The 25,968-nt window shown below is 70.4% G+C and carries 25 protein-coding genes; 13 read left to right on the forward strand and 12 right to left on the reverse strand.

From position 1 onward, the window contains the following. Positions 1-140: 140 nt before the first annotated feature. Genes ACH4RG_RS32660 through ACH4RG_RS32675 form a run of 4 tightly spaced genes read right to left on the reverse strand, consistent with a single transcriptional unit; the run spans position 141 to position 3,960 of the window. Complete coding sequence (locus ACH4RG_RS32660) at positions 141-806, reverse strand: response regulator (RefSeq protein WP_398540650.1); 666 nt, start codon at positions 804-806, stop codon at positions 141-143. Further along, positions 803-2,134: a sensor histidine kinase gene (locus ACH4RG_RS32665; protein ID WP_397924844.1), complete on the reverse strand. Its 1,332-nt coding sequence runs from the start codon at positions 2,132-2,134 to the stop codon at positions 803-805. Before ACH4RG_RS32665 ends, ACH4RG_RS32660 begins: the two co-directional genes overlap by 4 nt. An 18-nt stretch (positions 2,135-2,152) precedes the next feature. After that, the gene (locus tag ACH4RG_RS32670) at positions 2,153-2,989 is read right to left on the reverse strand and encodes an ABC transporter permease (protein ID WP_398540651.1); all 837 of its coding nucleotides are present in this window, start codon (positions 2,987-2,989) and stop codon (positions 2,153-2,155) included. After that, entirely contained in the window at positions 2,986-3,960 is a 975-nt protein-coding gene (locus ACH4RG_RS32675) for an ABC transporter ATP-binding protein (protein ID WP_398540652.1), read from the reverse strand. Before ACH4RG_RS32675 ends, ACH4RG_RS32670 begins: the two co-directional genes overlap by 4 nt. Positions 3,961-4,176: 216 nt before the next feature. On the opposite strand from ACH4RG_RS32675, the gene ACH4RG_RS32680 reads away from it, so the two are divergent. Then, a complete protein-coding gene (locus tag ACH4RG_RS32680; RefSeq protein ID WP_397924850.1) occupies positions 4,177-4,737 on the forward strand; it encodes a GNAT family N-acetyltransferase in 561 nt (186 codons plus the stop codon). A 55-nt stretch (positions 4,738-4,792) separates the two neighbouring features. On the opposite strand, the gene ACH4RG_RS32685 is transcribed toward ACH4RG_RS32680, so the two are convergent. From ACH4RG_RS32685 to ACH4RG_RS32710, 6 genes are all read right to left on the reverse strand, one after another. Then, positions 4,793-6,466 (reverse strand): TraM recognition domain-containing protein, encoded by a 1,674-nt coding sequence (locus tag ACH4RG_RS32685; RefSeq protein ID WP_398540653.1) that lies wholly within the window; start codon positions 6,464-6,466, stop codon positions 4,793-4,795. 1 nt (position 6,467) lies between these two features. Further along, a complete protein-coding gene (locus tag ACH4RG_RS32690; protein WP_397924854.1) occupies positions 6,468-7,886 on the reverse strand; it encodes an ATP-binding protein in 1,419 nt (472 codons plus the stop codon). 150 nt (positions 7,887-8,036) lie between these two features. Beyond that, a complete protein-coding gene (locus ACH4RG_RS32695) occupies positions 8,037-9,587 on the reverse strand; it encodes an SCO6880 family protein (RefSeq protein ID WP_397924856.1) in 1,551 nt (516 codons plus the stop codon). Beyond that, positions 9,584-10,930, reverse strand: coding sequence for a hypothetical protein (locus tag ACH4RG_RS32700; RefSeq protein WP_397924858.1), 1,347 nt, complete (start codon positions 10,928-10,930; stop codon positions 9,584-9,586). The genes ACH4RG_RS32695 and ACH4RG_RS32700 overlap by 4 nt, the downstream gene beginning before the upstream one ends. A 10-nt stretch (positions 10,931-10,940) precedes the next feature. Further along, positions 10,941-11,810: a hypothetical protein gene (locus ACH4RG_RS32705; protein WP_397924860.1), complete on the reverse strand. Its 870-nt coding sequence runs from the start codon at positions 11,808-11,810 to the stop codon at positions 10,941-10,943. Positions 11,811-12,006: 196 nt separating this feature from the next. Next, positions 12,007-12,315 carry a hypothetical protein gene (locus tag ACH4RG_RS32710; protein WP_003968086.1) on the reverse strand — a complete coding sequence of 103 codons (309 nt, stop codon included), beginning with the start codon at positions 12,313-12,315 and terminating at the stop codon, positions 12,007-12,009. A gap of 683 nt (positions 12,316-12,998) precedes the next feature. Here ACH4RG_RS32710 and ACH4RG_RS32715 point away from each other — a divergent pair. The 7 genes from ACH4RG_RS32715 to ACH4RG_RS32745 all read left to right on the forward strand — a co-directional run bounded on the left by ACH4RG_RS32715 (position 12,999) and on the right by ACH4RG_RS32745 (position 21,474). Beyond that, the gene (locus ACH4RG_RS32715) at positions 12,999-13,502 is read left to right on the forward strand and encodes a hypothetical protein (protein ID WP_398540654.1); all 504 of its coding nucleotides are present in this window, start codon (positions 12,999-13,001) and stop codon (positions 13,500-13,502) included. Then, on the forward strand, positions 13,499-15,313 hold the full coding sequence (locus tag ACH4RG_RS32720) for an alpha/beta hydrolase (protein ID WP_398540655.1): 1,815 nt from the start codon (positions 13,499-13,501) through the stop codon (positions 15,311-15,313). The genes ACH4RG_RS32715 and ACH4RG_RS32720 overlap by 4 nt, the downstream gene beginning before the upstream one ends. An 80-nt stretch (positions 15,314-15,393) precedes the next feature. Then, the gene (locus ACH4RG_RS32725; RefSeq protein ID WP_398540714.1) at positions 15,394-15,870 is read left to right on the forward strand and encodes a hypothetical protein; all 477 of its coding nucleotides are present in this window, start codon (positions 15,394-15,396) and stop codon (positions 15,868-15,870) included. A gap of 230 nt (positions 15,871-16,100) precedes the next feature. Further along, a complete protein-coding gene (locus ACH4RG_RS32730; protein WP_398540656.1) occupies positions 16,101-18,497 on the forward strand; it encodes an alpha/beta hydrolase in 2,397 nt (798 codons plus the stop codon). Further along, on the forward strand, positions 18,494-19,078 hold the full coding sequence (locus ACH4RG_RS32735; protein WP_397924866.1) for a hypothetical protein: 585 nt from the start codon (positions 18,494-18,496) through the stop codon (positions 19,076-19,078). The genes ACH4RG_RS32730 and ACH4RG_RS32735 overlap by 4 nt, the downstream gene beginning before the upstream one ends. Positions 19,079-19,336: 258 nt before the next feature. Next, positions 19,337-20,332, forward strand: coding sequence for an NlpC/P60 family protein (locus ACH4RG_RS32740; protein ID WP_397925220.1), 996 nt, complete (start codon positions 19,337-19,339; stop codon positions 20,330-20,332). Between the two features lie 410 nt (positions 20,333-20,742). Next, positions 20,743-21,474 (forward strand): phosphatase PAP2 family protein, encoded by a 732-nt coding sequence (locus tag ACH4RG_RS32745; protein WP_397924868.1) that lies wholly within the window; start codon positions 20,743-20,745, stop codon positions 21,472-21,474. Positions 21,475-21,706: 232 nt separating this feature from the next. Here ACH4RG_RS32745 and ACH4RG_RS32750 read toward each other — a convergent pair whose 3' ends face one another. Beyond that, on the reverse strand, positions 21,707-21,904 hold the full coding sequence (locus ACH4RG_RS32750) for a hypothetical protein (protein ID WP_397925222.1): 198 nt from the start codon (positions 21,902-21,904) through the stop codon (positions 21,707-21,709). 87 nt (positions 21,905-21,991) lie between these two features. Here ACH4RG_RS32750 and ACH4RG_RS32755 point away from each other — a divergent pair, with 87 nt between their 5' ends. From ACH4RG_RS32755 to ACH4RG_RS32765, 3 genes are all read left to right on the forward strand, one after another. Beyond that, positions 21,992-22,123 carry a hypothetical protein gene (locus ACH4RG_RS32755; protein ID WP_398540657.1) on the forward strand — a complete coding sequence of 44 codons (132 nt, stop codon included), beginning with the start codon at positions 21,992-21,994 and terminating at the stop codon, positions 22,121-22,123. Between the two features lie 75 nt (positions 22,124-22,198). After that, positions 22,199-23,059 carry a hypothetical protein gene (locus tag ACH4RG_RS32760; RefSeq protein ID WP_397924871.1) on the forward strand — a complete coding sequence of 287 codons (861 nt, stop codon included), beginning with the start codon at positions 22,199-22,201 and terminating at the stop codon, positions 23,057-23,059. A 217-nt stretch (positions 23,060-23,276) separates the two neighbouring features. Further along, a complete protein-coding gene (locus tag ACH4RG_RS32765) occupies positions 23,277-23,471 on the forward strand; it encodes a hypothetical protein (RefSeq protein WP_397924872.1) in 195 nt (64 codons plus the stop codon). A 42-nt stretch (positions 23,472-23,513) separates the two neighbouring features. On the opposite strand, the gene ACH4RG_RS32770 is transcribed toward ACH4RG_RS32765, so the two are convergent. Continuing rightward, a complete protein-coding gene (locus ACH4RG_RS32770; RefSeq protein WP_274344578.1) occupies positions 23,514-23,897 on the reverse strand; it encodes a metal-sensitive transcriptional regulator in 384 nt (127 codons plus the stop codon). Between the two features lie 321 nt (positions 23,898-24,218). Here ACH4RG_RS32770 and ACH4RG_RS32775 point away from each other — a divergent pair, with 321 nt between their 5' ends. Further along, the gene (locus tag ACH4RG_RS32775; RefSeq protein WP_026290881.1) at positions 24,219-24,839 is read left to right on the forward strand and encodes a DUF47 domain-containing protein; all 621 of its coding nucleotides are present in this window, start codon (positions 24,219-24,221) and stop codon (positions 24,837-24,839) included. A 5-nt stretch (positions 24,840-24,844) separates the two neighbouring features. Beyond that, positions 24,845-25,843 carry an anion permease gene (locus tag ACH4RG_RS32780; RefSeq protein ID WP_397924874.1) on the forward strand — a complete coding sequence of 333 codons (999 nt, stop codon included), beginning with the start codon at positions 24,845-24,847 and terminating at the stop codon, positions 25,841-25,843. Positions 25,844-25,968: the final 125 nt, after the last annotated feature.

Raw genomic sequence — 25,968 nt, forward strand, 5'->3', positions numbered from 1 at the left:
TACTGCAGGGGGGACCCTGTGGGAGAGTAGGACGCCGCCGAACAATTTTTCCGGGAAAGCCCCGCACCTTTTGGTGCGGGGCTTTTCTGCGTTCCAGGACCTTTGAGTGGATGGCTGTGCACCGTCCGCACACCGCCCGCCTACATCGGGGTGACGAGGCGGGTGTCGTAGGCCAGGATGACCGCCTGGACGCGGTCCCTCGCGCCGGTTTTGGCGAGGATGCGGGTCACGTGCGTCTTCACCGTGGACTCGGCGAGGTGGAGGCGGGCGGCGATCTCCGTGTTGGACCAGCCCTGACCGATCACGGTGAGGATCTCCCGTTCCCGTTCCGTCAGCGCGGTGATGCGCGGGTCCGCCGCGGCCGGCGCACCGGGGGTTGCCGGGAGGTGGTGGACGTAGGCGTCGAGGAGTCGGCGCGTCAGGGTCGGGGCGACCACCGCGTCGCCGACGGCCACCGCACGGATGCCGGCGAGGAGTTCCTCGGGCAGGGCGTCCTTGACCAGGAAGCCGCTGGCGCCGGCGCGCAGACCGTCGTAGGCGTACTCGTCCAGGTCGAACGTCGTGACGATGAGGATGCGGGTCCTGGCTCCCGACGCGATGACGCGCCGGGTCGCCTCGATGCCGTCCAGGCCAGGCATACGGATGTCCATCAGCACGACGTCCGGGTGGTGGCGGGCGACCAGGCCGACGGCCTCGGTGCCGTTGCCCGCCTCGCCGACGACCGTCATGTCGTCCTGGCTCTCCAGCAGCATGCGGAACCCGAAGCGCTGCATCGGCTGGTCGTCGGCGATGATTACGGTCGTCACGGGTGCGTGTCCTCCAGGGGAAGGCGGAGCCGGATCTGCCATCCGCCGTGGTTCGGCAGCGGGCCGGCCTCGACGGTGCCGTCGTACAGCGCGGCGCGTTCCCGCATGCCCATGATGCCCTGGGCCGGCAGTGCGGCTTCCTCCGCGTCCGGATTCGGGCCGGCTGCGGTGCCCGTGTCGGTGATGCGGGCGTCGAGGTGGGTGTGCGAGTAGGTGAGCGTGACCGTCGCGGACGTGGGCCGGGTGGCGTGCTTGAGGGTGTTGGTCAGTGCTTCCTGGACCACCCGGTACACGGTGAGTTGGCGGCCCGGGGTGAGCGACGGCGCGCGGGGTTCGCCGTGGAGCTCCAGGTGGACGGGCAGGCCTGCCCGGCGTACGCGTTCGATGAGGGGGGCCAGTTCGTCGAGCGTCGGCTGCGGGGTGCGTTCGGCCTCGGGGTGGTCGTCGCGCAGGACGCCCAGGAGACGGCGCAGCTCGGACAGGGCCTGCCTGCTGGTGGCGCCGATGGCCTCCAGCGCCTGGCCGGCGCGTTCCGGGTTCTTCCGGGCCGCGTACGCGCCGCCGTCCGCCAGGCCCGTGACGACCGACAGGTTGTGGCCGATGATGTCGTGCATCTCCCGTGCGATGCGGGTGCGTTCGGCGGCGGCGGCGAGCCGGGCCTGCTGGTCGCGTTCGTGTTCCAGCCGGTGGGCCCGCTCGACCAGGGCCTCCGTGTACTCGCGACGGGTGCGGACCGCTATCCCCAGCAGGACGACGAAGACGAGTCCCCAGACGTACGAGACCACTTGCTGGCCCCAGGCGGAGGGGATGCGGACGCCGATGGCCAGGACCGGGGCGACGAACAACGCTGCCGCGGCCCCGACCGTGCGGAAGGAGGAGCGCAGGACGATCTGGAACACCGGGATCAGCTGGAGGAGTGCGGCCTGGACCACGGCTCCCGTCCAGATGTTCACCAGGGACGCCGGTGCCATCAGCAGCAGGACGGCCATGGGGTGCGTCCGGCGCCACAGCAGTGGCAGCGAGAAACAGAGGCTCATCAGGAGCACCAGCGGTTCGGACGCCGTCACGTCGGGGCGGGCGACGGTCCGCCAGCCGCCGGAGGTGTAGTCGAGCACCGCCGCCACGGCCCAGAACCCGGTCACCGCCGCGTCCCAGACCCGTGGCCGGTGCCGGTCGAAGGTGCGGAGCCGGTCCAGGGCATCGCGGATGACCCGGGTGAGGGGAGCCGTGTCGCCGGTGCCGGTGATGTGGGCGGGCGGCGGCGGGGGCGGTGCCGCGGTGGCTTCGGGGGCCGGGTGCGTACCGGCGGCCCGGGGGTGGTCCGTCACCTCGTCGCTCTCCTCGGGTCAGACGTCGCGGCGGTTGAGCGTCAGCGCTGCCGCGGACAGTGTCGCGCCCGCCCACAGGGACAGGGCGAGCAGGGCGGGGCCGGGGGAGATGGTGCCCGGAATGGGAGTGGCGGAGCCCAGGGCGCCGGCGGCCTGGGTGGGAAAGTACATGATGGCGCGCTCCACGGCGTCGTACGGGAGCATCCCGAGGATCTCCGGCAGGATCATGACCGCGCCGATGAACGTGCCGATCGCGCCCGGTACCGAGCGCAGCAGCGCGCCGAGGCCGAGCGCGAGCAGGCCCAGCAGGGTGAGCGCCGCCGCGTTCCCCGCCAGTGCGCGCACGATGCCCGGGTCGGTGAGCGAGGCGGCCTGGTCGGTGTCGTGGAGGAAGGCCTGCGCCGCCGCGAACGTGACCAGGGCCGTCGCGAACATGACCGTGAAGACGGTGGTGGCGAACACCGCGGCCTTGGCCCCCAGGACGGGGAGCCGGCCGGGTACGGCGGTGAGCGAGGAACGGATCATTCCGGTCGCGTACTCGCCGGCGGTCATCAGGATGCCCAGGACGATCAGGCACAACTGGCCGAGCATGCTGCCGTACAGGGTCAGGACGATCGTGTCGACGTCGGAGTCCCCGCCGCCGGAGGTGTAGGTCCCGCCCATGATCAGGCCGACGCCCAGGACCATGACGACCGCCGAGGCGATGGTGATCCAGGTGGACCGCAGGGAGTGCAGCTTGTGCCATTCCGAGCGCAGGATCCGGGGGGCGGTGATCCGGTACCGCGGTGACGCTCGGGGTGGGGATGGCGGTGTGGTCGAGCCTGGGGAGTGAAGGGTGGGGTGGGTCGTGTTCATGCTGCTGCTCCGGTGAGAGGGGAGGGCGCGGGAGTCGCCGGTGTCCGCTGCTGCGGCCGGTGGTCCACCGATTCCTGGGTGAGGTCCATGAACGCCTGCTCCAGCGACACGGTCTGCGGGGTGAGTTCGTACAGCGTGATCGCGTGGGCGGCGGCCACGCCCCCGATGTGCGCGGCGTCCACTCCTCGGATCCGGAGTTCGTGGGCCGGGGCGTCGGTGGTGGGGGCACGGGTGGGGGTGATGGTCACGCCCGGGCCCGTCAGGTGGGCGCCCAGTTCGGCCGGCTGCGGGGTGACGACCTTGACGGACGCCCCGCCCGCCGAGCGGATCAGTTCGGCCACCGTGGTGTCGGCGAGGAGCCTGCCGCGGCCGATGACGATCAGGTGGTCGGCGGTGAGGGCCATCTCGCTCATCAGGTGGGAGGAGACGAGGACCGTACGGCCTTCGGCGGCGAGGGAAGTGAGGAGGGTGCGGATCCACAGGACGCCTTCGGGGTCGAGCCCGTTGACCGGTTCGTCCAGGATGACGGTGGCGGGGTCGCCGAGGAGTGCGGAGGCGATGCCGAGCCGCTGGCCCATGCCGAGGGAGAAGCCCTTGACTCTCCGGTGGGCGGCTTCGGTCAGCCCGGCGAGGTCGATGACCTCCTCGACCCGGCGGCGCGGGATGCCGTGGGTGTGGGCGAGGGCCATCAGGTGGTTGAGGGCGGACCGGCCCGGGTGGACGGACCGGGCCTCCAGCAGGGCGCCGACCTGGGTGAGGGGTGCGGGGTGGGTGGCGTAGGAGCGCCCGTTGACGGTGGAGTGGCCGTGCGTCGGGGAGTGGAGGCCGAGGAGCATGCGCATCGTCGTGGATTTCCCGGCGCCGTTGGGGCCGAGGAAGCCGGTGACCGTGCCGGGGCGGACGGTGAAGTCGAGGTCCCGGACGACGGTTCTGTCGCCGTACCGCTTGGTGAGTCCGTGTGCCTTGATCATGCGGTCGACGCTACGGAGACGGCGTGGCACGGTCGTCCGACCGGGGGTTGGACGTGGGCCCGGGCGTAGTACCGGGGTACGACGGGGGGTGGGGGTGGGGCGAGGGTGGTTACGGTGCGGTCGCTTTGTGGGTGGTCGTGGCGGTGGTCACGTACCCGGTGGGGGCGGTGGGGTTAGTCGGTTGAACGTCGGGCGGGCGGGGGTGAGGATCGGGGGATGGATTATGTGATGCGTGCGGTACGGGTTGAGGAATGGCCGCAGGTCAGGCAGTTGCGGCTGGACGCCCTGAAGGACCCGGCGGCCCCGGTGGCGTTCCTGGAGTCGTACGAGGAGGCCGTGGCGAAACCGGACGCCTTCTGGCAGGAGCGTGCGGCTGCTGCCGCCGAGGGCGGGGGCGGTCGTGTCCGGCAGTTCGTCGCGGAGTCGCCCGAGGGGGCGTGGGTGGGTTCGGTCACCGTGCTCGTCGAGAGCCCGGCGGACGAAGTGCGCTTCGGGGAGGCCGCCGAGGTGGACCAGGCGCACCTGGTCGGTGTGTTCGTCCGGCCCGAGGTGCGGGGGACCGGGGTGACGGACGAGCTGTTCCGGGAGGCCGTCGCGTGGGCGTGGTCGCTGTCGTCGCCCCGGCTGGAGCGGGTGCGCCTCTACGTGCACGAGAGGAATCCGCGGGCCGCCGCGTTCTACCGGCGGTTCGGGTTCGTCCCTTCCGGGCGGCGGATTCCGGCCCCGGGCGACCGGGGCGAGCTGGAGATGGAGTACGTCCTCGGGCGCGAGGGGTAGCGGCGCTCCGGGGCCTGCGGTCCGTTTCGCCCGGCAGGCTCCCGGGGGTCTTCTTCTAGCCGGCGCCCGGGGCCGAGGCGTGCAGGCGGTCCTGCCAGCGGGCCCGTCCCTGTTCCCGGGAGCGGAGCAGCACGAGGGCGGGCATGCCCCGGTTCTGGCCGGTCGCGAGCAGCTCCGGGAGCTGGGGGAGGGGCGCCACGGCCGCGATGTCGTCGAGGACGAGCGTCATTGGTGGGTCGAGCCGACCGTCGGATGACCGTGCGGCCATGCGGCGGCCGTGCTCGACCACGTCTGCGGCGAGCGCGGTGAGGAGGGGCATCGCGCCGGGGCGGGAGCGGGGATCCTCGATGGATTCGCCCACCAGATAGAGCGTTCCCCCCTCGTCCGCAAAAGATTCCAGAGCGAGGGAATCCGCTCGGTTCGCCGTGCAGGCCTCGCGGATGTGCACCGTGGACAGTGCGGCGAACGCCCGTACCGTCAGTTCCTGGGCCACTTCGCGGCGTTCGGGGTAGGCGGTGAGGGCGGACTCCAGGAGCCCGGCGAGTCCGGACGCGGCCTTGGGGTGCGTACGGAGGAGGCGTACCGGTTCGTGGGCGCCGGATCCGGAGGCCCACCGGAGGACCTGGCGGAAGGGGCGGCCGTCCACCGCGGCGGCGTGCAGCCAGCACTGGAGGAGCGTCTGCGCGGTGTCGGCCACCGCCGCGTCGATCCGGGCCTGCGGGCGTACCGGGGCGAGCAGGGCGGCGGCGCGTGCGGCGGCGATGTCGGGCAGCTCGCAGCCCGCGGTGGGCGACCAGTGGATGCGGGCCGGGGTGTCGCAGAGGTGGCCCGGGTCGTAGACGAGGACCGGGCCGAGTTTGGCGCGGGCGTCCTTCGTCTCGGCCCAGACGGTGGGGTCCGAGGTGACGACGAGGGCGGGACCTTCGGCGTCGTGTACGGCGCGGACGACGGTGGGGCGCCGGGCGGGGGCGGGGGCGTAGACGAGGAGGGGGGCGCGGGGGGACGGGAGGAGGAGGGCGGAGGGGGTGATCTCGGAAGCTTCCTCGGAGGGCCTCGGAGCCTCGGGTGTCCTTGGGGGTCCTGGCATTCCTGGGGTTCCGAGTGCCTCAGGGGGCCTGGGGGCCGCCGGTGCTCCTGTTACTCCTGTTACTCCCGGTGCTACCGGTGCCTCGGGGGCGGGGTGTGCTGTGTCTCCCCTGGCGGGAAGGGGCGTGTGTTCGGCCGCGGGGGTGCTCTCAGCGGTGTGGGCGGGTGCCGGTGGCGGCGATGTGGCCGGTGTCGCCCCTACGGCGGGGGGCTGCTTCTCGTGCGTTCCGAAGGCTCGCTCCTCGCGGCGCCGCTCCCGTACGGCACGGCCACGGGTCACGACTCCGAGCGTGAACACCACGAGGACCAGCAACACCATCAGTTCGCCGATGAACAGGCCCCAGAACAGGCCGTAGCCGGAGAGTTGGGCCGGGGGTGTCCCCGGCCAGGCCGCGGCGAGGTCCTGGGGTGCGGTGGCCAGTTCGCGCAGGGCGAGCGGGGACCGGGTGAACGTCACGCCGTCCGGCCAGGCCCCGTGGGCGAAGAGCCCGGCGAGGCCGGTGGCGGTCCAGCCGACCAGGGTGGCGGCGAAGAGGAGGCCCAGAAGGCCGATCAGCAGACCGTCCGGGATGCCGCCGCCCTGGGGCCGGTCGTGTCCGTCGTGATGGGCCGGGCCCCGGCCGCGTGCCGGCTGACGTGCCATGTCATGCCACCGTTGACTCTGACGACTCGTTCATCCGTGCTTGGTGCTCGATGCGGGCCGCCCGTTGTTCCGCCTCCAGCTCGGCGGCGCGGATGTCCTCGGGAAGCAGGTCGTCCGTCGATCCCTCGGTCATGGCGCGGTCGGTGAAGACCAGGGGCCGTTCGGCTTCGGTGATCAGGTGTTTGACGACCTGGACGTTGCCGTTGACGTCCCAGACGGCGATGCCGGGGGTGAGGGTCGGGATGATCTCGACGGCCCAGCGGGGCAGGCCGATGACCCGGCCGGTCGCTCGGGCCTCATCGGATTTCTGGGCGTAGATCGTGCGGGTGGAGGCCATCTTGAGGATGGCCGCCGCTTCCTTCGCGGCGGCTCCGTCCACCACGTCGCTGAGGTGGTGGACGACGGCGACGAAGGAGAGGCCGAGGCGGCGCCCGAACTTCAGGAGGCGCTGGAAGAGCTGTGCGACGAAGGGGGAGTTGATGATGTGCCACGCCTCCTCGACCAGGAAGATGCGCTTCTTGCGGTCGGGCCTGATCCAGGTGTGCTCCAGCCAGACGCCGACGATCGCCATCAGGATCGGCATCGCGATCGAGTTGCGGTCGATGTGCGAGAGGTCGAAGACGATGAGGGGCGCGTCGAGGTCGATGCCGACGGTCGTGGGGCCGTCGAACATACCGCGCAGGTCACCGTCGACCAGGCGGTCCAGGACGAGGGCGACGTCCAGGCCCCAGGCCCGTACATCGTCTATGTCGACGTTCATCGCCTCGGCGGACTCGGGCTCCGGGTGGCGCAGCTGCTCCACGATGTCCATCAGGACCGGTTGGCGGTCGGTGATGGTCGCGGTGACGTAGGCGTGGGCGACCTTCAGGGCGAAGCCGGAACGCTCGTCGAGGCCGTGGCCCATCGCTACTTCGATGATCGTACGGAGCAGGGCGAGCTGGCCGGTGGTGGTGATGGAGGGGTCGAGGGGGTTGAGCCGGATGCCGCCGTTGAGGGCTGCGGTCGGGTCCAGGCGGATGGGGGTTATGCCCAGTTCCTGGGCGATGAGGTTCCATTCGCCGACGCCGTCCTCGCCCTGCGCGTCGAGGACGACGACCTGGCGGTCACGGAAGCGGAGCTGGCGGAGGACGTAGGTCTTCTCCAGCGCCGACTTGCCGTTGCCGGACTCGCCGAGGACGAGCCAGTGGGGGGCGGGGAGCTGTTGTCCGTACAGCTGGAAGGGGTCGTAGATGTAGCCCTTGCCGCTGTAGACCTCGCGGCCGATGATCACGCCGGAGTCGCCGAGGCCGGGGGCGGCGGTGGGGAGGTAGACGGCCTGGGCCTGGCCCGTCGACGTACGGACGGGGAGGCGGGTCGTCTCCACCTTGCCGAAGAGGAAGGAGGTGAAGGCATCCGACAATGCGGACAGGGGGTCTCGCATGGTGGGGGTGCCCTCTCTTGTTGCGGGGTGTGCGGTTCGGAGTGTGCGGTTCGGGATGTGCGGTTCGGGACATGCGGCCGGGTGGGGCCGTTGTTCTCGGTCGTCGCGGCGGGGCCGCGCGTCAGCGGCGCGCCGTGGCGGCCCCGTACGTCAGCGGCGGATGCCGGTGGCGAACGGGAGCGTGTTCACGAAGGCCCGGTGGTGCTCGCGGTCGCACCACTCCAGCTTGAGGTACGACTTGCCCGCCGAGGCGCGGATGGTGCGCTTGTCGCGGGCGAGGGCCTCGGGCGAGCGGGACGACACCGTGATGTACCCCACCAGGTTCACTCCGGCCGCACCGCTGGCGAGATCTTCACCCCGCTGGTCGAGCCGGCCGTGGGCGGCGATGTCGCGGGGGTCGATCGTGCGGTTCATCTTGGCCTGGCGGCTGGCCTCGGCGTCGTCGTTGGTCTTCTCGGTCAGCATGCGTTCGATGGCCACCTCGGTGGGTTCCAGGTCCATGCAGACGGCGACCGTACGGATGACGTCGGGGGTGTGGACGAGGAGCGGGGCGAGGAAGTTGACGCCGACGGGGGTCATGGGCCATTCCTTCACCCAGGCCGTGGCGTGGCACCAGGGCGCGCGGGTGGTGGACTCGCGGGTCTTGGCCTGGAGGAACGTCGGCTCCACCGCGTCCAGTTCGGCGGGCCAGGCGTTGCGCTTGGTCATGGCCTGGATGTGGTCGATGGGGTGGTCGGGGTCGTACATGGAGTGCACGAGGGAGGCCAGGCGGCTCTGGCCGAGCGGCTGGCGTACCCGGATGTCGGCCTCGGCGAGGCGGGCGCAGATGTCGGTGAGCTCGCGGGCCATGACGACGGCGAGGCCCGCGTCGCGGTCGAGCTTGCGGCCGCCGTGGGGGCGGGCGGCCCGGGCCATGGCGTTGGCCTCGGCGGCCAGTTCGCGGCTGTAGTGCATACAGGCGACGAGGTAGGCGCGGTGCTGCTCGCTGGAGGTGGAGACCATGGACTGGAGTTGGTCGTAGGACTCCTGGAGCCAGCCCGGGGACGCCTTGTCGCCGCGCTGGGCGACGTCCTTGGCGTGGGCGTCGGGGTCGGCGGGGAGGGTGCGGGCGAGCATCTGGAGGCGGGTGACGAAGCCGTCGCCGTTGGCCACGTGCTTGAGGAGGGTGCCGAAGCGGTCGACGAGGGCTTCTTGGTCCTCGCTGTCGCGGAGGCCGACGCCGGGACCCTCGATCTCGATGGCCGCGGTGACGGTGCGGCGGTCGGCGTGGAGGAGCACGGCGATCTCGTCGGGGCCGAAGGGGGCGGCGAGCCAGCTGATCCGGCCGATGCCGGGGGGCGGGCCGATCTCGACCTCGCGGCCGTCGGAGCTGATGCCGGCTTCCATGGCGGTGGAGCGGTAGGCGGTGCCGCGGCGCAGGGAGCGTTTGAAGCTGCGGTTGATCTCGAACCACTTGTAGAAGGTGCGGCCCTTGTACGGGACGTACACGACGGCGAGGGCCAGCATCGGGAAGCCCACGAGGCAGACGATGCGGAGGGAGAGGACGGGGACGAGAAGTCCGCTCATCATGCCGAGGAACGCTCCGGCGATGATGAGGGCGATCTCCCCGGTCTCGCGGTTCTTGCCGACGATCGCGTTCGGCCGGGCGCGGCCGATGAGGTACGTGCGGCGGGGCGTCATCGTGTGGGACTGGGTGGTCAACGCCCTCCACCTCCTGTGTTCGAGTTACCTGTGGTGCCGAAGCCGCCGCCTCGGGAGGAGCGGCTGCCGTGGGGGGTTCCGGAGGTGGGGGCGGACCCGCTGCGGGGCGAGGGGGCGGCGCCGCCTCCCCCGGTGGTGCGGGAGCTGTGGGCGGCGACGCCGCCGCTGGCCGGGTTGGCGGGGCGGGCGCCTGCGCCTCCGCCGCTGTTCTGGTCGTTGCGGCCGCTGTGGGTCTTGATGCCCTGGGAGACGAGGGCGGCCGGGGAGCTGATCATGGCGGCGGCCTGGGAGCCGTCGGTGGCCTGCTTGCGGTTGGTGCGGGCGCCCTGGATCTCGTCGCCGAAGCCGGGGACGAAGCGGTAGATCATGGCGGAGGCGAAGATGGCCAGCAGGATGATGGAGAGGCCGGAGACGACGGCGGAGAAGGCGTCGGGGCCGTCGCCCGTGGAAAGTGCTCCGGCGAGGCCGAGGACGATGACGATGACCGGCTTGACCATGATCACCGCGATCATGATGCCGGCCCAGCGGCGGACGTGGCCCCACATGTTCTTGTCGACGAGACCGGCGTAGACGACGATCCCGAGGAGCGCGCCGACGTAGAGCAGGGCGGCGCGGATGACGAGCTCCAGCCACAGGATGCCGGCGGCGAGGATCGAGACGAGCGAGACGACGATCAGCATGATCGGCCCGCCGCCGATGTCCTCGCCCTTCTTGAGGGCTTCGGCGAACGAGCCGAAGAAGACGTCGGTCTGGCCGCCGGTGGCGGAGGAGATGACCTCGGTGACGCCGTCGGTGGCGGAGACGATCGTGTAGAGGATCAGCGGGGTGAAGGCCGAGGCGAGGACGGTGAGCCAGAGGAAGCCGACGGCCTCGGAGATGGCGGTGGTGAGGGGGACGCCGCGGATGGCCCGCTTGGCCACGGCCAGGAGCCAGAGGACGAGGGTGAGGATGGTGGAGGCCGCGAAGATGACGGCGTACTGCTGGAGGAACTTGGGGTTGGTGAAGTCGACGTTGGCCGTGGACTCGACGGCCTCGCTGAGCTTGCCGACGATCCAGGAGGCGGCGTCGGCGCAGCCTCGGGCCAGGGAGGAGAGGGGGTCGAGGGACTCCGTCGGGTCGGGAGACCCCGGCACGCTGCTGGGAGCGCTGTCGCCGTCGCCTTCCTCGCAGAACTTCTTGACCTCGCCGAACAGCAGACTGCAGTCGTTGCTGGGGCTCGGTGAAGGCGTCGGGGTGGGGGTCGGCTCCGCGGCCGCGCGCCCGGCGAACGTCAGCGCGACGGCTTGCAGCCCGATCAGCGTGGTGGCCACCGAACGGAAGCGGTGCTTGGGGCCACCTGGCATAAGTTTGGGGCTACCTGGCATAAGTGAAGCCTCCGTACTCCTCGACGGCCTTGCTGATCGCGTCCGACTTGGAAGCCGCGACATCACCGGGAACCGGCGCTGGGCCGTCGCTCTCGGATGCTCCCGTCACCTTCCAGTCACCGTCCAACCACGCCAACTCGGCCGTCCACGTCTTCCAGGTGGTGCTCACGGGCTTGGTGGAGTCCTGACCGGACATGCCGATGAGCCCCGTGTACCAGACAGCTACCTTTGCGGTGTCGTCGTCGAACGCGAGCACCTTCGTGCCCACGGGAACGGTTCTCGAGATGAAGGTGCTGCCCTGCGGGGCACTGCCGTCGGGGCCGAGACCGAGGCGCGCGAGGAACTCGGCCGAGTAGGCCAGGTCCTGGGGTGCTCTGAGTTTGTCCGCCGCCGCGGGTGAGTAGACCGTGTCGAGGATCTGGTGGCGGCTCTCCTTCGTGAACATCTCCACAGACCCCAGCGCCACCGCATAGTTCGCCGCGGCGCTCTGCGCCCCCTGTTCGTCGTGGGCGAAGCCGGAGGCGATCGTGCCGTTCTTGCCCTGGACGGGCTTGGTGCCGGTGGCCGCGGTGGGGGTGCTTCCCGCGGTCCCGGGCTTCTTGGCGCCCGGGGCGGCGTCCTCGCCGCTGCCACCGCCGCGGTTGGCGAAGGCGATGGCAGCGACGAGGAGGACCACGACACCGGCGATCGTCACGAGGGAGCGGGAGTTGCGGACCGGGCGGCGCGCGTGAGGGAGCCCCGCGTCACCGTCGGGGAGACGGGTGCGGGTCTGACGGGTGCCGCCGAGGGTGCTGTACGGGTCGTCCGGGCGACCCCCCTGGTCCTTGCCGCGGTAGTCGTGCTCGTCACCGGGACTCATGCCGCGTTCGCTCCCTCGGTCGTGTGCGGATCCGCGCAGGACGACGGTAGCTGTGCTGGTTGCCGCTTGAGCGCGGTGTGATGACTCGACATCAGGGAAACGCAACCTCAGCCGGTGGGCGCGACGGGCGGATGGTGGGGAGCGGGCTGGGACGGCCCGGAGAGCATGGCCGACGGAGGGCATGGCCGGTGGAGGGTCAGACGGCCATTCCGTAGACGATGGTGAACAGGGTGCCCAGGGAACCGATGATGAAGACCCCTGTCAGTCCTGCCACGATCAGGCCCTTGCCCTGCTCCGCGCTGAACGTGTCGCGGAGTGCCGTCGCCCCGATGCGCTGCTTCGCCGCGCCCCAGATCGCGATGCCGAGGCAGAGCAGAATGGCAATGGCCATCACCACCTCGATCATGATGCGCGCCTCGTTGCCCAGCGTCCCGAACGGCCCCCAGTCCGGAGCGATTCCGCCGATGATGGTGGTGATGTCGCCCTTCTCTGCTGCCAGGATCATGTAAGTCACCGCCCCTGTTGGGTAGTTCGCTGCCCGTGCCGTCCGACACGGGTCGCCTTCTATCTTCGCTGATGAAACCGCGTTCGCACGACGCCTTCCCGGGTCTCTTTACCCTGATCTCGCACGTTTGACCGGGGCGGTCGCTCTGACCTGCGGCTCGTTCGGCTCTTCGCGCACACGCCTGGTTACTCTGTGTATCACGGGGTGTGACCAGGAGCAACGACGATGGCCATGGGTTCCTGACGCGGTTGCAGCGTTCGCGGGGCACGGCGTGTTCGTATGCGCCGTTCGAGAGCCGTCGGTGCGCCGGTCGGCTGCCTGTTCGATGCTTCGTCAGGTGCGGTGGGGGAAGCGCGCGCTGGGGGCGAGGGGGCCCAGGGCGTGGGGGCCGGGGTGGGGGGCCAGGGCGTGGGCGGGGTGGGCCGGTGAGTCCGCGCGGTCGGCCGGGTGCTCGGAGCCGGTAGGCGGGGGGAGCGGAGCCGGTCGGCGGGACATGTGCAGCCGTGCGGCGGTGTACGTGGAGCCGGTCGGCGGTGTACGTGGAGCCGGTCTTGCGCAGCCGTGCGGCCGAGTGCCGGCGAGGGGTTCGGCGCTCGGCTCCCCCTTCGTTCGGGTGAACCGGGCGGCTCCGGGGGGCACGGTGCCCCGCGCCGCCCGGCCGGGACCCACGGGGCTCGGGGCGCATGGCGCCGGGACTCGACGGGTTCGCGTACGGCATGTCTCTTACCGCCGATTTGGCACAGTGCCGCTCCACGATCAAGAGGAACGGGGTGAGCGGTGTGGGCGGAGTGACCGTGGTCCGGCAACCGAACGATGGTGGGGAGCGGATCGGGGCGCCGGGCGGATCGGCGGGAGTGGCCGGGGGCGGGGATCTTCTGCACAGCGGCGGCCCGTGGCTGCGGGCCGCTGGTGGAGCCGACCAGTTGGTCACGCACCTCTGTCCGGTGAAGGGTGAGCTGGAGGCGGCGCACCGGGGCTTGATCGCCGGGGCCGGAGCTCTGGACGCACTGGCAGAACTGAACTCCGTGCGTGACTCGTGGGAACGCCGGATCGAGGGTGCGCGAGGCGAGTGCGGGAGCCTCGCCGGGCAACTGCGGGCGGTCGTCCGGGGCCAGGCGCAGGCCAACGAGGCGGTGAAGAGCGGCTTCGACGGGGTGAAGACGCCGGGCGGTGGCGGCGCGTGGTGAGCGGACGGAGCGGTGGCGCCGGGTCCGCCCTGACCTGGACCGCGTTACGTGAGGTGAAGTGCGCCGAACTGGAGCAGGCGGCGGACGGTTGGGGACGGGTGAGCAACCGTGCCGACGCGGCCCGGGACCGTATCGAGGGCCAACTCCTGCCCGGCCTGCACCACACGCAGAAGGGGGAGGCGGTGGGCGCGGCCGTGGGGCGGTTGCGCAGGCTGGGGACGAATTTCCAGTACATCTACACCGAGTGCGGGCTGCTGCGGACCACGCTGAACAGCCTGGCCCATGAGATCAGGGCCCAGCAGCGGGTGTTGCAGGGGGCGCTGGACGATGCGGCGGCGCTGAGGTTCACGGTGCACGTGGACGGTTCGGTGACGTATCCGGCGGCGGGCGAGGGCCTGGTCGACGGGAAGCCGTTGGCGGGTGGGACGGCGTCCGGGGTTCCGAACCCGGGCATGGTCACTCCTTCGGGTCTCGTCGCGCCCAACCCGAACGCCGGCAAGGCCCAGGACATCGCGGACCGGGTTGCCCAGGCCGTACGGACGGCGGCCGACGCGGACTGGCGGTACACCAGGATCCTGCGGTCGCTGAAGGCGCAGGAGGGCCTGGGCGTCCCGGCCGCGACGTGGAAGGACGCCGCGGCCGATGCGGCTGCGGTGCGGCAGGCAGCGGGCAGCTACCTCAGGAACGCGATCCCGCACGATGCGAGCCCGGCGGAACGCAAGGCGTGGTGGTCCGGTCTGACGGACGAACAGCGGGAGGAGTACCTCGCGGTGTACCCGGACCAGATCGGCAATCTGGACGGGATCCCGGCTCTCGTCCGGGACGCGGCGAACCGGGACAACCTTCAGCTGCTGATGGGGAAGCTGGAGGGGCGGAGCGACGAGGACGCGGCGACCAAGCTCGCGGCGCTGCGGGAGATCGACCGGCAGTTGAGGGCGGTGCCGCGGGCGGGGGAGCCGCCGATGTATTTGCTTGGGATCGGGGACCAGGGAAACGGCCGGGCGATCGTCTCGTACGGCAATCCTGATACGGCGCGGAATGTGGCGGCTTATGTTCCGGGGTTGAATACCTCGTTGGATGAGGAGTTTGCCAAGGGAGATCTTAAGCGGGCGCGTGACACAGCTTCTGCTGCGCGAGAAATCGACCAATCGACGTCGGTCATTACCTGGTTGGGATATGACGCGCCGCAGAGCCCGGATGGTCTGAGCAGCTTGGCCGTTGCTGGGACGGCGCGAGCGGAGGAGGGCGGGCGTGCGTTAAACGGGTTCATGGCCGGGCTCGCGGCATCGAACGATCATACTGATCCACACCTTACTGCTATCGGACACTCCTACGGGTCGCGAACGGTCGGGGCGGCAACGCAACAGGAGGGTGGAATCCCTGGCGTGACTGACATCGTTCTGGTCGGCAGCCCTGGCGTGGGCGTGGACCGCGCTGACGACATGGGGGTGGGCAGGGAGCATGTGTACGTGGGCGCAGCTGAGAATGACGTAGTGACCAAGCTCCCGGCGAACGAGCATGGAGTGATCACGGGGATTGGTCACGCGCTTGGGCCAGTCGGTTCGCTTGCAGTAGATATGGCGAACAGAGGTGATTCGGATCTGTGGTTCGGAAGGGACCCGGCGAGCGAAGGGTTCGGCGCTCGACGCTTTGGTGTAGGTGACGGGCCGTCACTGATCAGCCTCGGGGGGATTTCTGCTGATGCGCATTCACAGTATTTCGATCCAGAGTTGGACTCCTCGTCTGCCGGCAGTATCGCCCTGATTGCCGCAGGGCGTGGACATATGGTTAATCAGGAGCAGGCTCGGTGAAGCTGTCAGTGCGGGCGATGCTGCTATTCCTCATTGTCGGCGTGGTGTCGACTGGGTGCGTCAGTAGGAGTGAGAGTGGAGTGGATATGCAGGCTGCCGCGGTGCGTTCTGACGCGATTCTCGATGCGGTTCTTCAGGAGATTCGACCCGAGGTCCGTTGGACTCACGGCTTCACTTCGGTGGGTGCGTGTGAGGTGACGCGAAGGCGTGTCGTCATGACTGATATCTCCGCAGAGCGGAGGGGTAGTTTTTTAGGGGTAGTCGAGCGGTTCTGGCGAAAGAGTGGATACCGGATGACCGCAGTGAACAACAATGCGGAGTTTCCCGCCATTTACGCACGGACTAGGGACGGGTTCCGTATGAGTCTGCGTATCGGCGGAAAAGGACAAGCGTTCTTCCAGGTGGATACACCCTGTGTCCAGGAGTCGGAAGTGGCCGATTCCACCAGTCAGGCGACGGCCCCCCTGTACGAGGGTGCCGAGTTCATCCCCCGCCCCAACATCCACTCCGACTTCTGGTCGGCAGGAGCCCCCGGGGCGGCTCCCGCAGGGTCGTGATCGGGCCAAGTCGGCTCAACTGGGCTGGTGTGTACGGGCTTTGAGCCCTGTATTGGGTCCTGGGGCCCATGTCGTGTCCCCTGCCCGTGTGGTCGCATACGCGGAGTGACTGATCTGTCGCCCGTTCCGCCCACTCACGAGGTAGGGGACTGCTCTTGTCCGGCATACGAAGAAGCGCGGTCCCTGTTGGCGCCGATGTAAGCGCTGCCGTAGCGAGTTCGGGGCGGTTGATGCCCCGGCCTTTGCAGGCGGTGCTGATCCTCCTCCACGTTCTCTTCGTGGCCACCCTGGTGGGGGCGATCAGGGCCCTGTCGACGGCGTCCTCGGTGGACGCGGTGGACGGGTACCTCCTCGGGCTGTTGCTCTACGCGTCGTTACCCGGCATCGGCGCCTTCGTGCTGTCGCTGTACGTCCGTAAGGGCGGCGTTCGGGTCTGGTACGGGCTGCTCGCCGTTCAGACGTGGATCGTCCTCGGCGCACTCGCGGAGCTGAGCGGCGGGGCCGAGGCGGGTGGGGTCGCCCGGCTGGTGATGCCGACGGCCGCCATCGTGCTGCTGTGCCGGCCGGGGAGCCGTCGATGGTTCCGGAGCGGTCTGGAGCAGCGGGCGGCTCAGCGGTTGTTCAGTTTCGCCCGGATGATGAAGCTCCGCCGTGACGCCGGGCAGACCGCGCTGGAGTATCTGGGCCTCGTCCTCGTGGTCGTCGCGCTCGTCGGCGGGCTGACGGCCACCGGAACAGGCAGGCAGCTCACGGCGGAGATCCGTAGCGCGATCTGTGAACTCACCGGTGGCTCGTGCCCGGCACCGGGGCATGACGACGTGGCCGGCGGAGGAAGCGCCGACGGCAGTGGCAGTGGCAGTGGCAGCGGCAACAGCGCCGGGGACAGCGGCGGTCACGATGATGCTCCGGGTGCCGGTACGGACGGCGGTGCTGGAGCCGGCGGCGGCGAGGGTGGTGACGAGTCCAGTTTTACCGGCGGTACCGGCGGTACCGGCAGCTCCGGGGGCACCGCGACCACCGGAAGCACTGACGGCGTCGGCGGAGACAGCGGCGGCACCGGGAGCGGCGGCAGCGGCCCCGGTGACACCGTCGGCTCCGGTGACACTTCAGGAACCCAAGGCGGCGACCGAGGCGGCGACCAAGGCGGTGGCGCCTTCCCCCCGAGCGATGCCATCGTGCCGGTCGACGCGGGTAGACCCGCGGGCCCCAACGGCGGCGGGTTCCTCGACGGGTTCCTCGGAGACGGGCTGGGCGGTGACGTCCAAGGGGTCGTCGACGCGGTCCGCCGGCCGGGCGAGAGCGGTCAGCGCATCGTCGACCAGTGGGGGCGCGGCACCCAGGGCGCGGGTGAGAAATGGGAGCGGGGCGACTATGTCGGCGCCGCCTGGGACTGGAACAAGGCGGTCGGCGGCGCCGGCGCCGGGCTGGCGATACCCGGCTCGGGGGCGCGGGTCGACGCCGAGGTGCGGGACGCCGAGCGCGCGCACCTGAGCGGGCGGATCCCGCAGAACGCCACGCCCGCCGGGAACAAGGCGTGGTGGGACGGGCTCTCGCCGGAGGAGCGCGACCGGTACATCGAGCTGGTCCCGGAGCGGATCGGCAATCTCGACGGCATCCCGGTCCTCGCGCGCGACGCCGCCAACCGCAGGAACCTCCCCGCGCTGATCGACAGGCTGGAGGGCGTCGACACCGACAAGGCCCGTGACCAGCTGGCCGGGCTGCGGGAGATCGAGCGGCAGCTCAAGGAGGACGGGAAGCCGCCCATGTACCTCATCGGGATCGGGGACGAGGGCAACGGGCGGGCCATCGTCTCGTTCGGCAATCCGGACGCCTCCCGGAACGTGTCGGCGTACGTACCGGGGCTCAACACCTCGCTCGACGAGGAGTTCGCCAAGAACGACCTCGGGCGGGCCCGGGACACCGCGATCGGGGCGCAGGGGTACGACGACTCCACGGCGTCCATCGTCTGGCTCGGGTACGACGCGCCGCAGCTGCCGGACAAGGACGGGGCGGCGGGCTACTTCGCCGTCATGGGCACGGGGCGCGCCGAGAAGGGCGGGGCGGCCTACCGCGACTTCATGGGCGGGATCTCCGTGACCAACCAGAACAAGGACCCGCACATGACGGCCATCGGGCACTCCTACGGGTCCCGGACCGTGGGTGCCGCGGCGGCCCGGCCCGGCGGGATACCCGGGGTCGACGACATCATCCTGGTCGGCAGTCCGGGGGTCGGCGTCGACCACGCCGTGGACCTCGGCGTGGGCAGCGAGCACGTCTTCGTGGGCGCCGCCGCCAACGACCCGGTGACCAAGCTGCCCTCGAAGACCCAGGTGGTGGTGGGCGGCATCGGGCTGGCCCTGGGTGGCCCGGGCGGGGCCTATCTGGCCGGCGATCTGGCCGATCCGGGTGACGACGACCTGTGGTTCGGGAAGGATCCGGCGAGCAAGGCGTTCGGGGCGCGGCGCTTCCCGGTGGCCGACGGTCCGCCGCTGGTGAGCGGGAGCGGTATCAGTCTGGACTCGCACTCGAACTACTTCAGCCCGGAACGCGACGCCGTGTCCGCGGACAGTATCGCCCTGATCGTGTCGGGCAACGCCGACCGGCTCAAGATGGAGGAACCGAAGTGAGTCGAGCGAAGCGGGCTCTGTCCCTCGGCGCGGTGGTCCTTGCCCTGGGGGTCGTGCTGTCCGGGTGCGGGAGTGAGGACGGAAGCGCGCGTGACGGCGGTGTGAGCACCGGAAAGGAGCGCGGGATGGACATGCAGGAGGCCGCCGAGCAGTCCGACGCGATGCTGGACGCCGTCCTGAAGGGCATCGACCCCGATGTGCGGTGGGCGCACGGGCCGACCACCACCCGTGCCTGCGGGGTGACCCGTCGGCGGGCCGTCATGACCGTCGTCTCCCCCGAACTCCGTCAGACGTTCCTGGACCGTGCGGAGACGTTCTGGCGGAAGAACGACTACCGGATCAAGGCGGTCAACAAGGACGAGAAGTTCCCGGCGGTCTACGCGGTCACGAAGAGCGGATTCGGTGTCAGTGTCTCCTTCCGGGGGAAGGGACAGGCCTTCCTGGAGGCCGACAGCCCGTGCGTGCGGGAGTCCGAGGTCGCCGCTCCCACCGCCGAGCCGAACGGTCCGGCGTACAAGGACGTCTATCCGCTGCCCCGCCCCAACGTGCGCTCCGACTTCTGGTCGGGGGCGGGTGGCTGAGGCGCGGCGTCCCCCAGGGTTGCGCTGAGGCCGCGTCACCATGTGGTTCGTTGAGGCCGCGTCACCATGCGCACTCTCTGAGGCCCCGTCACCATGGGTGTGGCTGAGGCCGCGTCACCCCTGGTGCCGGTGAGCCGTCGGCGCCCCTGTGTGCTTCGGGTGCGCCGGTGGTGTGCCGCGGATGACTCGTACACACCGTCGAAAACGGCTCTGAAGCGCGCCCCGATGGGGGATGGTTGAGGGGTGCGGAAATTCTGGGTGTTCGGTGGCATCGGCGTCGGCATGGTCATGTGCTTCCTGGCGCTGCTCGTCGTCGGTACGTACTCCGCCGCCGCCGGGCTCGCCGGGTCGGGGGGCGGCGGTGCCGTCGCGCTGGCCAAGGGGGCGGTCCCGGCGCGGTTCCAGCCGCTGGTGCAGAAGTGGGGCAACCTCTGCCCCGCCATCAACCCGGCTCTCCTGGCCGCGCAGTTGTACCAGGAGAGCGGCTGGAACCCGCAGGCGCAGAGCCACGCCGCCGCGCAGGGCATCGCCCAGTTCATCCCCGGTACGTGGGCCACGCACGGGATCGACGGCAACGGCGACGGCAAGCGGGACGTGTGGGATCCCGCCGACGCGATCCCCTCGGCCGCCTCGTACGACTGCGAGCTCGCCGGGTACGTGAAGAAGGTGCCGGGCGACCCGACGAGCAACATGCTCGCCGCGTACAACGCCGGCGCCTACGCGGTGATCAAGTACGGCGGCGTCCCGCCGTACAAGGAGACGCAGAACTACGTCAGGATCATCCGCTCGCTGGAGAAGAGCTTTGCCCGGCCCGTCGGCCGGGTCGCCCCTTCCCGGCAGGCCGCCGGGGCCATCTACTTCGCGCAGAAGAAGCTCGGCACGCCGTATCTGTGGGGCGGCAACGGGACGCCGGAGCAGCAGGGCCGGTTCGACTGTTCGGGGCTGACCCAGGCGGCGTACCGGACCGTCGGCATCGAGCTGCCGCGCGTCGCCAATGACCAGTACAACGCGGGCCCGCATCCCTCGCGGGACGAGTTGCTCCCGGGGGATCTGGTGTTCTTCTCCGACGACCTCACCAACTCGCGTGCGATCCGGCACGTCGGGTTGTACGTCGGGGGCGGCTATATGATCAACGCGCCGTTCACCGGGTCGGTCATCCGGTTCGACAAGATCGATACGCCGGACTACTTCGGTGCGACACGGGTCACCAAGGACGGCGCCGCCGCCCTTCCGACGGATCTGCCCACAGGGTGACGGATGTCTCCCGGCGGCTATCGGCGGCTATCGGTGGTTCCCGGCGGTTCCCGGCGGTTCCCGTACGGGCGTACCGGCCGGGGCTTACGGAGCGGCGAGGGGTGCTGACGGGCAGTCGGCCATGGCCGGAACTCTCTGTGAAGCCTGGGCCCTGAGCTGCGATGACGAGTCACTCTTCGATAACGTCATGGTGATCATTCGGTGGAGAGCGGAACGCACACGACGGCCGGGCCGTTCCCTGGACAGGGGACGGGAACGGCAAGCGCACCGACCATGCGTCGCAGTGATGCAGTACGGCGATGCTGTGCGGTGCGGTAGCGGACAGCACCGGACACGGGGGTTCGACCACGGCGGCGTGCAAGGACGCGCGTCGCAGCAGAAGAAGCAGACAAGGCAAGGGGCCGCAGCAGATGGCTGGACTCGAACTCGACGGGTCGAACCCGGACGTCAGTCTGCTCTACGACATCAACGGCCTTGCGAAGGCCGCTCCGACCTGGTTCGACCGGGTCATGGAGTTCGTCGGCGAGTACGGGATCATGTTCGGCCTGGTGCTCGTGGGCCTGTGGTGCTGGTGGAGCATGCGCAAGCGCGGGACGGCCGAGGACTCGGTGACGGCTGCCGCCGCCATCGTCTGGGCGCCGCTCGCCGCCGCCATCGCGATCCTCATCAACGTCCCGATCCGCGGTTTCGTCGAACGGCCGCGCCCGTTCAACGACCACGAAGGCCTTGAGGTCCTGATCCACGGCAAGACGGACTTCTCGTTCGTCAGCGACCACTCCACCCTGGCGATGGGCATCGCCGTCGGCATCTTCGTGGCGAACCGGAAGTTCGGCTTCGTCGCGATCGGCCTCGCGCTCTTCGCCGGTTTCAGCCGGGTCTACATGGGCGTCCACTACCCGACCGACGTGATCGGCGGGTTCGCCCTCGGCACGGCGGTCGCTCTGCTGCTGGCTCCGCTCGCCATGGCGCTGCTGACCCCGTTGATGGCGGCGATCGCCCGCTCGCCGCGGGTGGGCTGGTTCGTCCGCTCGAAGAGCGCGGCCCTCGGGGACGCGGACGAGCACGGCGAGGCGATGGGCATCCCCGAGCCGCGGCCCGGTTCCGGACGGGGCGATCCCGGGGAGAAGGACCTGGCCGCCTGACGGTCTCCGTCAGACTCTGTCAGTTCCCCGTCAGACTCTGGCAGTCCCCGTCAGCCCCGGCGACCTCGGTCACCACCTCGGGTCACCACCTCGACGGCCTCGGTCCTGTCTCCGTCCGTCTCCCTCCTCTCCCCGCCCTTCTCTCCAGCTGATCGAGCGGTTCTCCCGATCCCCCGGACGCCTCTGAGCGTCCGGGGGATCGTGCTTCGACCAGGTCTCGCGGGCGGGCGGGTCAGGGAGTGGCGAGGTGTTTCGCGGCGTCGGTACGGGCCAGGTCCCGGGACCTGCGTGCCGGTCCCGACCAGCCGCAGGAGCAGCGGGCCAGGCAGAACGAGCCGCGTTCGACCGTCGTGGCGCTGTGCCCGGCCGGCGGGCCGGGCGGGGGAGCGGAGGCGGAGTCGGACGGGGGCCCCGGGGTGGTGGGGGCCAGGACCACGACGGGGGCCGCCGAGGGAGCCGGGGCTGTCCGGGCGCGGGTGCGGGGGACGGTGGTGCGGGCCGGGGTGGGGAGATCCTCATGCACCCGACCACGGTACTGACCACGGTCGGCGAACGGGGGGCCGCGTACGGGCTGCTGCCCACCGGGCACCGCATCCGGAGAGGGGCCCCACGCTCCCTCACCGAGCCGCAACGCGCCGGGGGCGCGTGACGGGGGACGTCGGCGGTCGTTATGCGGGGCGGGTGAGGGCTCGGCCGGGCGGTAGTCGTTGGGGGTTGGCAGGCGATGGTGGTGCAGCAGTACAGGGACGGAGGCAGGGCCCGTGCTGTTCGCGCCCTCGCCGCTGCCGGAGTGATCGCGGTCAGCGCCGGGTGTTTCGGCGGGGACGCGGGGAGCGGCGCGGGCGACGGTTCCGGGCGGCGCTCCGTGGCCGCCGATCGTCCGCTCGATCTGCTCGGGCAGGCGGCGGACGTCCTCGTCGAGGCGGGCGGCGCGGAGACCCGTACGTCGATGGAGACGGCGGCCGGCGGGACGCGGGTGACGATCCGGGGGCAGGGCGCGTACGACTTCCGCCGGCAGCTGGGGCGGCTCAGGGTGGTGCTGCCCGAGGAAGCCGCGGGTGCGGACGGGCACCGGCCGATCACCGAGCTGCTGGCCCCGGGGACGCTGTACATGAAGAACCGCGGTGCCGGGGTGCCCGACGACAAGTGGGTCAGGATCGACACGACCACGCTGAAGGACGGCAACCTCCTCACCGGCGGGGTCACCGACCCGATGGCGGCGGCCGAACTGCTGCGCGGCGCGGCCGATGTGAGCTATGCGGGGAAGTCCGAGCTGGCCGGGGTGACGGTGCATCACTACCGGGGGGTCGCGGATCTGGGCCGGGCGGCCCGGGCCGCGTCGCCGCAGTCGCGCGGGGCGCTGAGCGCGGCGGCGAAAGGGTTCAGCAAGGACGCCGTTCCGTTCGACGCCTACCTGGACGAGGACGGTCGGCTGCGGAAGGTGCGGCACCGGTTCACGTTCTCCGCCGAGGGCCCGGAGGTGTCGGTGGTCTCGACGCTGCTGCTGTACGGGTTCGGGTTGCCGGTCACGGTGAACCTGCCGGACGAGGACGCCATCTACACCGGTGAGATCCGGCAGGGGTGAGGGTGGCGGGACGATGGGGCGACGGGACGGCCGGGCGACGGGGCGGGGCGGCGTCGGTGTCAGCGGCGGGGGCGGCCGGGACGGGCCGGGTGGTGGGGCCGGTTGGGAGGGGCGCAAAATGGTCCGTCCGTGCCATGCGCGGTGCGGATCGCGCTCTCTAGGCTGGGAAGCCGGGGTGCCAGGGGGGCCGGTGACGGCCGGGAGACGGCAGAGAGAGGTGACGCAGGTGGTGACGCTCAGCGCTCAGGACTGTGTGGCCCTCGCCGAGATCGAGCTGTGTGGCGAGCTGATGATCGCCGCGTCGGCGGCGGGCGAGGAACGCCTCAGTCCCGACCGGATCGACGAAGTGCTCGACGTACGCGGTGCGGAGTCGTGGGCGACGGTCCCCCGGCAGGCCGCTCGCCGGGGGTGACGCCCGCTTCCTCCGCACCGCCACCGCTCACGGGGTCGCGCCTCAGGTGCGGAGCAGGCGGGCGATGGCCTTCGTGGCCTCCTCGACCTTCGCGTCGACCTCCTCGCCGCCCTTGACGGCGGCGTCGGCGACACAGTGGCGCAGGTGCTCCTCCAGCAGTTGGAGGGCGAAGGACTGGAGCGCCTTGGTGGACGCCGACACCTGGGTGAGTATGTCGATGCAGTAGACGTCCTCGTCGACCATGCGCTGGAGGCCGCGGATCTGGCCCTCGATGCGGCGGAGCCGCTTGAGGTGCTCGTCCTTCTGGTGGTGGTAGCCGTGAATGCCGCGGTCGTGGTCGGTGACGATGTCCACAGGGGCGGCCGCCCCCGCGTCCGGGGCCGCCACGCCCGTTGATTCCGTCCCCGTGGTCCCGGTCGTGGTCATCTGCGTCCTCCCGTTGCTGTCCTCTGAGTGTCCCTGCCGGTAAGTGTCCCTGCCGGAAGGTGGAAATGCGGAACCCTCGGGCCCGCTGTTGTGCCGTGGGGGCCGTGCCGGCCGGTTCCGCCGCCCCGCCCCGCCCGCGCCGCACCGTGCCGAGTTGATACCCCTGCCGGGTATATGGTAGCGAATCCCGCCGAACCGTGACCGGGGGTCCGTGCTGATCGACGTGTCCGATGGGCGACACTGAAGAACGCCGGTTAGCCGTGGCCGGATGATGCGCCTAGCATCAGCCTGACCGAATCCAGAGCACCCCGAGGACCCCACGTGCGCTTTCGTCTGACCCCCAGGGAGACGAGCTTCTACGACATGTTCTCCGCGTCCGCGGACAACATTGTCACGGGCTCGAAACTCCTGATGGAACTGCTCGGGGCGGATTCTGCCTCCCGGGTCGAGATCGCGGAGCGTATGCGGGCAGCGGAGCACGCGGGGGACGATGCCACCCACGCGATCTTCCACCAGCTGAACTCCTCCTTCATCACGCCGTTCGACCGTGAGGACATCTACAAGCTGGCGTCCTCGCTCGACGACATCATGGACTTCATGGAGGAGGCCGTCGACCTGGTCGTCCTCTACCAGGTCCAGGAGCTCCCCAAGGGCGTCGAGAAGCAGATCGAGGTGCTGGCCAGGGCGGCGGAACTGACCGCCGAGGCCATGCCGGGGCTGCGGACCATGGACAACCTCACCGAGTACTGGATCGAGATCAACCGCCTGGAGAACCAGGCCGACCAGGTCCACCGCAAACTGCTGGCCCAGCTCTTCAACGGCAAGTACGACGCCATGGAGGTGCTGAAGCTCAAGCAGATCGTGGATGTGCTGGAAGAGGCGGCTGACGCGTTCGAGCACGTCGCGAACACCGTGGAGACCATCGCGGTCAAGGAGTCCTGAACCTCGTGGACACCTTTGCGCTGATCGTGACCATCGGTGTCGCGCTCGGCTTCACGTATACGAACGGCTTCCACGACTCCGCGAACGCCATCGCCACTTCGGTCTCCACGCGGGCGCTGACCCCGCGTGCCGCTCTGGCGATGGCGGCGGTGATGAACCTCGCGGGCGCCTTCCTGGGCCAGGGGGTCGCCAAGACCGTCAGCGAGGGCCTGATCGCGACGCCCGTGGGGCAGAAGGGGATGGGGATCCTGTTCGCGGCGCTGGTCGGCGCGATCATCTGGAACCTCATCACCTGGTACTACGGCCTCCCCTCCTCGTCCTCGCACGCCCTGTTCGGCGGCATGGTCGGGGCGGCGCTGGCCGGCGGCACGGACGTCATCTGGTCCGGGGTGCTGGAGAAGGTCGTCATCCCGATGTTCATCTCCCCGTTCGTCGGCCTGATCGTCGGCTATCTGGTGATGGTCGGCATCATGTGGATCTTCCGGAACGCCAACCCGCACAAGGCCAAGCGCGGCTTCCGGATCGCGCAGACGGTCTCGGCGGCGGGCATGGCGCTCGGCCACGGCCTCCAGGACGCGCAGAAGACGATGGGCATCGTCGTGATGGCCCTGGTCATCGCGGACATCGAGGGCCCCAACGACGAGATCCCCGTCTGGGTCAAGATCGCCTGTGCGCTGATGCTCTCGCTGGGTACGTACGCGGGCGGCTGGCGCATCATGCGGACCCTCGGCCGCAAGATCATCGAGCTGGACCCGCCGCAGGGCTTCGCGGCGGAGACGACCGGCGCCACGATCATGTTCGGTTCGGCGTACCTGTTCCACGCGCCGATCTCGACGACGCACGTCATCACCTCCGCGATCATGGGCGTCGGGGCCACCAAGCGGGTGAACGCGGTGCGCTGGGGCGTCGCGAAGAACATCATCCTGGGCTGGTTCATCACCATGCCGGCCGCGGCGCTGGTCGCGGCGCTGAGCTACGGAGCGGTTCTCCTGCTCTTCGGCTGAGCCGCCGGTGCGCGGTGATCCGACCGGTCTGGTTACACGTGTGGGTCCGCCCCCGTTCTCGTACGAGAACGGGGGCGGACCCTTTCGCCTTGTGGTGGCACCGCCATGCAGCACCGCAAGGCCGT

Origin of the sequence: Streptomyces sp. NPDC021019 (assembly GCF_044333295.1) — a bacterium.
In the GTDB taxonomy this organism is placed as follows: domain Bacteria; phylum Actinomycetota; class Actinomycetes; order Streptomycetales; family Streptomycetaceae; genus Streptomyces.